We start from the raw sequence: 3,293 nt of genomic DNA, 5'->3' as shown, positions 1-3,293 counted from the left end.
GGGTGGTTAGCTCAGCTGGGAGAGCATCGCCCTTACAAGGCGAGGGTCACTGGTTCGATCCCAGTACCACCCACCAGATTTGAAAAAAAGCAGATCCAATCGGATCTGCTTTTTTTTTTGCCTTCAGAAATCTCAGCGTGCCACAAAAGAGGAGCCGGGAGACCTAAGTCACCCGGCTTTGATTTGCCTACCGTGCTTTACTTGCCAATCAAAGACTGGCCACAAACCCGCACAACGTTACCTGTAACACCAGCAGAGGCTGGGTTGCAGTACCAGGCAATGGCTTCCGCCACGTCAATTGGTTGACCGCCCTGAGACAGGCTGTTCATGCGTCGGCCGGCTTCACGGATGGTGAAGGGCATGGCGGCCGTCATTTGCGTTTCGATAAAGCCTGGCGCGATAGCGTTGATTGTGATGCCGTCCTTAAGCTGCTTGGACATGGCTTCGACGTATCCGATGACGCCACTCTTGGCGCAGGAATAATTGGTTTGGCCGAAGTTTCCGGCTATGCCGCTGATGGACGAGATGCACACAATGCGGCCGTTTTCGTTCAGCAGGCTGCGGTGCAAAAGCTCTTCATCGATCAGTTCTTCTGCGGTCAGGTTGACGGCAATGGTCATGTCCCAGAAGTGCTCTGGCATGTTGCCAAGAGTCTTATCGCGGGTGATACCTGCGTTGTGCACCACAAAGTCTACGCCACCTGTTTCTTTGGCAATGAAATCTGCGATCAGCTTCGGCGCTTTTTCATCGGTGATGTCGCAGGCCAGGGCCTTGCCTTTGATGGCGTCTGTGACGTTTTTCAGGTCTTCCAGTGCCTGTGGAATGTCCAGGCCGATCACGGTTGCGCCATCGCGAGACAGGGTTTCAGCAATCGATGCGCCGATGCCGCGAGAAGCGCCGGTGACCAAGGCAACCTTGCCGGCCAGCGGTGCAACCGGGTTGGTCGCTTTTGCGGTGTCGGCTTTTCCGATGCGAACGAACTGGCCAGAAACATAGGCTGAGCGCGGCGACAGGAAGAAGCGCACGCTGGAGTCCAGCTGGTTTTCAGCGTTGGGTGCCATCCAGATCAGGTTGGCAGTGGCGCCTTTCTTGCCGATTTCCTTGCCCATTGCCCGCACGAACCCTTCGAGGGATTGTTGCGCGGCTGCCTGCGGTGCTTTGCGGCAGGTGTGTGGGTCTTGGCCAATCACCAGAATACGGCCGTTGGCAGCCAGTTTGCGGATGGTCGGGTGGAAAAAGTCGTACAGCGCACGCAGTTCCTTCGGGGTTTTCAAACCGGTAGCATCAAACACCAGAGCGGAGAACTTGCCGTTAAGCTCACCGGTTACATCCAGCGCTTGGGCCTTGTTGCCTACTTTCGAAGATTCGTCCAGTGTGTCCAGACCGGTTGCGTGGAACAAGTTGGCCGGGCTGGCGCCCAGTGTGGCACCCACTGTTGATGCAGCTTTTGCACCGGCCCCCGCGGCAACTAATACGTCGCCTTCAACATAGGGCTGGTCGACACGCTTCAGGCGCTTCAGAGGGTTAGGCGAAGGCAGGCCAAGGGATTGGGCTGCCGATTTGCCGACAGGCGTATTAACGAGTTTGAGGTAGAGATCTGACATGGTTGCTTCCTGTAATGAATTTATTCATAGAATGGTTTAAAGGGTAAGGATTCCAACGTTTAATGGATTGACTGAACCCGGGGTTGGCATTGTCAGACTTGCCAATGAGACGCGCCGGTTTATCGATAGACTTCAGCATAACGTCAAACTTCTCGATTATTCATCGTTATACAGGACATTTTGATATGGCACAGGCTCAGAAAGGCTCCAAATCCAAAACTGCGAAACCGAGCAACGGTATTCGCCGCGTAGCGGTTATTGGCGGTAATCGGACGCCGTTTGCCCGTTCCAACACGGCCTACAACAAAATCAGCAATCAGGAAATGCTGACCTCTAGCCTGCGCGGTCTGGTGGACCGTTACAACCTACAAGGTAGGCGCTTGGGGGAAGTGGTTGCCGGTGCGGTCATCAAACACTCCCGCGATTTCAACCTGACCCGTGAAGCGGTGCTTAGCTCGGGCCTGGCACCCGAAACCTCGGCATACGACATTCAGCAGGCATGTGGTACGGGTCTTGAAGCTGCCATTCTTGTGGCAAATAAAATTGCCCTGGGGCAAATCGAGTGCGGTATTGCGGGTGGCACAGACACCACCTCAGACGCCCCTATCGGTGTTGGCGAAGGTTTGCGTGAGATTCTATTGGACCTTAATCGTGCCAAAACAGCTAAGGAGCGCCTGAAAATACTGGCCCGGTTCCGCCCGAGCTATTTGGCACCTGAGATTCCGACTAATGGCGAACCGCGCACGGGGTTGTCCATGGGCGAGCATTGCCAGATTACCGCGAAGGAGTGGAGCATCGCGCGGGAAGATCAAGATCAGCTGGCTTACGAGAGCCATCAAAAGCTGGCGAAAGCCTACGAAGAAGGATTCTTTGAGGATTTGATTACACCGCTGGCGGGCTTGAAAAAAGACAATATTCTGCGCCCGGACACGACGCTTGAAAAGCTGGCCACCCTAAAGCCGGTTTTTGACCGTGAAAACGGCACCATGACCGCCGCTAACAGTACAGCTCTGACGGACGGTGCCTCTTGCGTGTTGCTGGCTAGTGAGGAGTGGGCCAAAGAGAATGGCCTGGAAGTTCGAGCGTGGTTGACCTTCTCAGAAGTTGCTGCGGTTGATTTCGTGGATAAGAAAGAAGGTCTGCTAATGGCTCCTGCCTATGCTGTACCACGTATGCTGGAAAGAGCCGGTCTGACGCTTCAGGATTTTGATTTTTACGAAATTCACGAAGCCTTTGCCGCTCAGGTACTGTCTACGCTGAAGGCGTGGGAAGATCCTGTGTTCTGCAAAGAGCGCCTCGGCCTGGACAAGCCGCTGGGCAGCATCGACCGTTCGAAGATGAACGTAAAAGGCTCCAGTCTGGCAACCGGCCACCCGTTTGCAGCCACGGGCGGACGTATCGTCTCTACATTGGCTAAACTGCTGGAAGAGAAAGGAAGCGGCCGTGGCCTGATTTCCATCTGTGCGGCCGGCGGCCAGGGCGTTACCGCTATTCTGGAACGCTAATTTTCAGGAATGTTGTAATTCCCTTTGACATAAGGCGCTTCACCTCGTATTATTCGCGCCACGTTGATCGAGGCGACTTGGTTAACAACCAGTTTGATGCGGGGTGGAGCAGTCTGGTAGCTCGTCGGGCTCATAACCCGAAGGTCGTTGGTTCGAATCCAGCCCCCGCTACCATATAAAAGAA

2 protein-coding genes and 2 tRNA genes are annotated in these 3,293 nt (G+C 54.7%); 3 read left to right on the top strand and 1 reads right to left on the bottom strand.

The window, feature by feature from the left end; translation table 11 throughout:
* Nucleotides 1-76 (top strand) — tRNA-Val (locus MWU64_RS15290).
* Between the two features lie 121 nt (nt 77-197).
* On the opposite strand, the gene MWU64_RS15285 is transcribed toward MWU64_RS15290, so the two are convergent.
* Nucleotides 198-1,604, bottom strand: a complete 1,407-nt coding sequence (locus tag MWU64_RS15285) for a 3-oxoacyl-ACP reductase (protein WP_247065338.1) — start codon at nt 1,602-1,604, stop codon at nt 198-200.
* Nucleotides 1,605-1,789: 185 nt separating this feature from the next.
* Between MWU64_RS15285 and MWU64_RS15280 the strand changes: the two genes are divergently transcribed.
* Entirely contained in the window at nt 1,790-3,109 is a 1,320-nt protein-coding gene (locus tag MWU64_RS15280; protein WP_247065336.1) for an acetyl-CoA C-acetyltransferase, read from the top strand.
* A 97-nt stretch (nt 3,110-3,206) separates the two neighbouring features.
* Nucleotides 3,207-3,283 (top strand) — tRNA-Met (locus MWU64_RS15275).
* Nucleotides 3,284-3,293 lie beyond the last annotated feature (10 nt).

It is taken from the genome of Marinobacter sp. S0848L, assembly GCF_023016065.1.
Taxonomy (GTDB): domain Bacteria; phylum Pseudomonadota; class Gammaproteobacteria; order Pseudomonadales; family Oleiphilaceae; genus Marinobacter.
The sequence above is the reverse complement of the archived record's forward strand: the minus strand, read 5'-3'. Positions and strand labels throughout refer to the sequence as shown.